4 protein-coding genes are annotated in these 4,806 nt (G+C 48.5%); all 4 read right to left on the minus strand.

Going from position 1 to position 4,806, the window contains the following annotated elements; translation table 11 throughout:
* Nucleotides 1-104: 104 nt before the first annotated feature.
* On the minus strand, nucleotides 105-575 hold the full coding sequence (rpsG, locus tag B2U90_RS02325; protein ID WP_059075692.1) for a 30S ribosomal protein S7: 471 nt from the start codon (nucleotides 573-575) through the stop codon (nucleotides 105-107).
* Between the two features lie 54 nt (nucleotides 576-629).
* Nucleotides 630-1,001, minus strand: a complete 372-nt coding sequence (rpsL, locus tag B2U90_RS02330) for a 30S ribosomal protein S12 (RefSeq protein ID WP_059075691.1) — start codon at nucleotides 999-1,001, stop codon at nucleotides 630-632.
* An 80-nt stretch (nucleotides 1,002-1,081) separates the two neighbouring features.
* Nucleotides 1,082-1,327: a ribosomal L7Ae/L30e/S12e/Gadd45 family protein gene (locus tag B2U90_RS02335; protein WP_059075690.1), complete on the minus strand. Its 246-nt coding sequence runs from the start codon at nucleotides 1,325-1,327 to the stop codon at nucleotides 1,082-1,084.
* A gap of 244 nt (nucleotides 1,328-1,571) precedes the next feature.
* On the minus strand, nucleotides 1,572-4,806 hold a 3,235-nt coding region (locus tag B2U90_RS02340), incomplete at its 5' end, for a DNA-directed RNA polymerase subunit beta' (RefSeq protein WP_292017008.1).

The raw sequence follows: 4,806 nt of genomic DNA on the forward strand, positions 1-4,806 counted from the left end.
GTCTTACCGGCATCGATGTGAGCCATGATACCAATATTTCTCGTTTTTTCCAAAGGAAATTCTCTACCCACGATTTTTTCCACTCCTCATGTAAATAGTCTAAATTACCAGCGATAATGAGCGAAAGCTTTGTTGGCTTCGGCCATCTTGTGCGTATCTTCCTTTTTCTTGACAGCAGCACCGGTATTGTTGAATGCGTCCATCAGTTCAGCAGCCAGTTTTTCTTTCATCGTACGTTCGCCACGTTTGCGGGCGTAACCAACTGTCCAGCGGATACCGAGAGACAGACGGCGGTCAGCACGTACTTCGACAGGTACCTGGTAGTTAGCACCGCCGACGCGGCGTGCACGGACTTCCAGGACAGGCATAACATTGTTGAGGGCCTGTTCGAAAACTTCTAATGGTTCTTTATTCATTTTGGAACGGATGATGTCAAATGCATCGTAAACGATGGATTCAGCGACACCTTTTTTGCCGTCCAGCATTACTTTGTTGATGAAGCGCGTAACCAGTTTAGAATGGTACACCGGATCCGGCAGCACATCGCGCTTCGGCACTGGGCCTTTTCTTGGCATGTCTAATTCCTCCTTATATCATGCAGGTTATCTTTTCATCTTAATCAGCAAATCTTATTTGCCTTTTTTAGCGCCGTACTTGGAACGGGACTGTTTACGGTCGGATACACCAGCTGTATCCAGAGCACCGCGGACGATGTGATAACGTACACCAGGAAGGTCTTTGACACGACCGCCTCTGATTAAAACAACACTATGTTCCTGTAAATTGTGACCAATGCCAGGAATGTACGCAGTTACTTCGATAGCGTTCGTCAGGCGGACACGGGCAACTTTACGCAGAGCCGAGTTAGGCTTTTTCGGCGTAGCTGTGTATACACGAGTGCATACGCCACGCTTCTGCGGGCAGTTTTTCAAAGCCGGTGCTGTCGATTTTGTGACAGCGACCTGACGACCTTTACGAACCAATTGGTTAATTGTTGGCATGTGGGCACCTCCTCTCCAAACAATTAGATTTATAATGTAATCATCAATGAAGCGTCAGCTTCAGGATGATGTTACCAGAATCAGCTGAGCAGTCCGACAGCTGCAGCCCCAACCTTGATCCGGCAGGCCAGCCCCAGTTCTGCCATAGTATAATTGCGATCCGTGGCAATTCCCATTTCAACGGCAAGCGTGAGCAGCGGTGCTGCTACCTGTTCATCACAGTCATTGGCAATATACAGCTGTGTGACTTCGTTTCGTTTCATTGCTTTCAGCGTCTGTTTGGCACCGACCGTCTTTCTGGCCGTACCGAGCAATTCCAAGCTCACGAAACATCACTCCTTAAAACATACAATTTGGCCGCACGACTCGCATTGCGACACTTAGATATTTTATCATTCCCCTATTTCCATGTCAATGTATTTTTCGTAAAATAAGCCATTTATTATTACACAGTCCCGCGTGGTTCAATAATTGTATTATCTGATATATGAATTCCGCATGATAAGAGGTAAAAAAAACATCACATGAAGATGTTAATCACTCTTCATGTGATGTTTCATTTATGCGATCTTAATGTCCGGCTTCTGGTGTCGTATCTTCCGGCTGGATGTCAATGGGATTGCCATCTTCATCTTCATATTCAACGGTAGGGACCGTCTTAACGACTTTCACTTTGCGGTAGCGGCTCATGCCGGTACCGGCAGGAATCAGCTTGCCGATGATGACGTTTTCCTTGAGGCCGAGAAGCGGATCGATCTTGCCCTTGATGGCTGCATCGGTAAGGACGCGGGTCGTTTCCTGGAAGGAAGCGGCTGACAAGAAGGAATCGGTAGCCAGGGCCGCTTTAGTAATGCCGAACAGCATAGGCTTGCCTATAGCCGGTTTGCCGCCATTGGCTTCTATACGTTTGTTCATATCTTCAAAGACATTGACATCAATATAATCGCCTGGCAATACATCGGCATCTCCAGCATCTTCAATCTTAATCTTACGCAGCATCTGGCGTACGATAACTTCGATGTGCTTATCGTTGATACCAACGCCCTGGGATTTATAAACCTTCTGTACTTCGTATACGAGGTACCGCTGTGTTGCTTCTACACCCTGGATGCGCAGGATATCGTGAGGATTAATGGAACCGGATGTAATGCGGCTGCCCTTTTCGATGACGTCGCCTTCGTGAACTACCAGGTGAGCGCCAAAGGGAATCGTGTAGCTTCGTTCTTCGCCATCTTTGGAAAGAACATGGACGATATTGATGTCATGGTGGTCTTCTTTTTCCGTAATAGAAACAGTGCCGTCGATTTCAGTGATGATAGCATTGCCTTTCGGCTTACGGGCTTCGAACAATTCTTCGACACGGGGCAGACCTTGTGTGATATCACCAGCAGATGCAACGCCGCCTGTATGGAATGTACGCATAGTCAGCTGTGTGCCCGGTTCACCGATAGACTGTGCTGCAATCGTACCAACCGATTCGCCTACGTTGACCTTGCCGCCTGTACCAAGATCGCGGCCATAGCATTTAGCGCATACACCGTAACGGCTGCGGCAGGTAAGGACACTGCGGATCTTAACTTTATCATAATACTTGGCAACTTCTTTTGCCTGATCCGCCATGATTTCTTCGTTGAGAGGAACAATAACCTCGCCCGTATCTTTGTTAATCAGTGTTTCCGCTGCCGTACGGCCTTCAATCCGGTCTTCCAGCGGTTCAATGATGCCATTGCCTTCTACGATAGCTGTAACGTAGACACCACGGATATCATTATTGCGTACTTTGACTTCTGTTACATCGCTGCTCAGGATGCGGTCGATAGCATCTTCCGTAAGGGGAGTGCCGGCCGGGCAGATTTCCATGCCATTGGAGTCGATGACCGTTTCTTCGACAGATTTGCCAAGCATATTTTCAATCATGGCCTGGCGCAGGGAAGAGCGGATGCTTTCTTCCGGCGCACCAAGATAGACGTTTTCAATGACATTAGTATGATTCATGTCATCATTAATATCAAGCTGGCTGCCATGGAGAGACAGTTTAGGTACCTTATAGGCAACGAGTTCATCCATATCATCTGTCGTGAGGACGTGTCCTTCCGGCAGAATGACTTCACCTGTACCGGCATCGACGATATCAGCAGCCAATACACGGCCGATAATCTTATCCGCCATGAGAGCCACAGCCTGACGGGTAGAGCCGGCCAGACGGGCCCGTTCGCGAATCAGGTCGATACCGAAAACATCACAGTCTTCTTCCCGGACAATGACATCCTGGGAAACATCGACGAGACGACGGGTCAGATATCCCGAGTCGGCGGTCCGCAATGCCGTATCGGCCAGACCTTTACGGGCACCATGGGACGATGTGAAGTAATCCAGTACAGACAGGCCTTCCCGGAAATTTGCCTTGATGGGCAAGTCGATGATTCGGCCCGACGGGTCAGCCATCAGGCCACGCATACCGGCAACCTGACGAATCTGCTGTTTATTACCACGAGCACCGGAGTCAGCCATCATGAAGATGGAGTTGAACGGATCCATGTTATCCATCATGACTTCCGTTACGTCATCCGTTGCTTTTTCCCAGATGGAGCAGGTCTTACGATACCGTTCGTCTTCCGTTATAAGGCCGCGGAGATACATTTTGGATACATTCTGTACCTGTTTATCGGCGGCATCGAGGATGTCCCATTTTTCAGCAGGAATCTGAATATCAGAAATAGCAATGGACATACCAGCCTGACGGGCATAATGATAACCGATTGCCTTGATATTATCCAGAAGTTCCGCCGTCTTTGTATTGCCGACAAGATGGAAGCAGGCATCGACGAGCTTGCCAATCTGTTTTTTATTCATGAGTACGCCAAGGCAGTTCACATCGACGTACTCTTTATCTTTCTTGAATTCCGCTACTGCTTCTTTATCTACTTTACGTGCCGGGAGCGGACGGGTCTTCAGGAGATCGACCCCGAATTTTTCTTTAAGGGCTGAAAAACCATAGTCGAGGATACGGCCTTCGCTATCCTTGATTTTAACGAAATGGGTCGTATCGATGAGACCATTTTCATAAGCGAATACGGCATCTTCCGGATTGGTGAAAACCATGACTTTATCCGTATGGAACAAGCGCAGTGGTTCATAAATCTGGTAATTGTATAACAGCTTGCCAGCCGTCGTTTCAATCAGGCCATGGCCAGGGATACGGACTTTGATAAGCGCTTCGATATCGATTGCCTTGGCATCATAGGCCAGCATGACTTCATCATAATTGGAGAAAATCTTACCTTCACCTTTGGCAGCCGGTTTGACCAGCGTCAGATAGTAGGCACCAAGGACCATATCCTGTGTCGGAACGGCAACAGGTTTACCATCTTTCGGAGCCAGGATATTGTGTGCCGACAACATGAGTGTACGGGCTTCCGACTGGGCTTCCACCGAAAGTGGCAGGTGGCATGCCATCTGGTCACCATCGAAGTCGGCATTGAATGCCGTGCAGACCAGCGGATGCAGTTTGATAGCCCGGCCTTCCCAAAGGATCGGTTCGAAAGCCTGGATACCCAGACGATGCAGTGTCGGGGCACGGTTGAGGAGAACCGGATGTTCCTTAATGACATCTTCCAGGACATCCCATACTTCATTGCTGACACGTTCGACCTTTTTCTTGGCATTCTTGATATTAGTAGCAATACCCTTTTCAACGAGTTTCTTCATGACGAAGGGCTTAAACAGTTCCAGTGCCATTTCCTTCGGCAGACCGCACTGATGCATTTTCAGTTCCGGACCAACAACGATAACGGAACGGCCGGAA

Origin of the sequence: Megasphaera sp. UBA4233, assembly GCF_002395615.1 — a bacterium.
Lineage (GTDB): Bacteria > Bacillota > Negativicutes > Veillonellales > Megasphaeraceae > Megasphaera > Megasphaera hexanoica.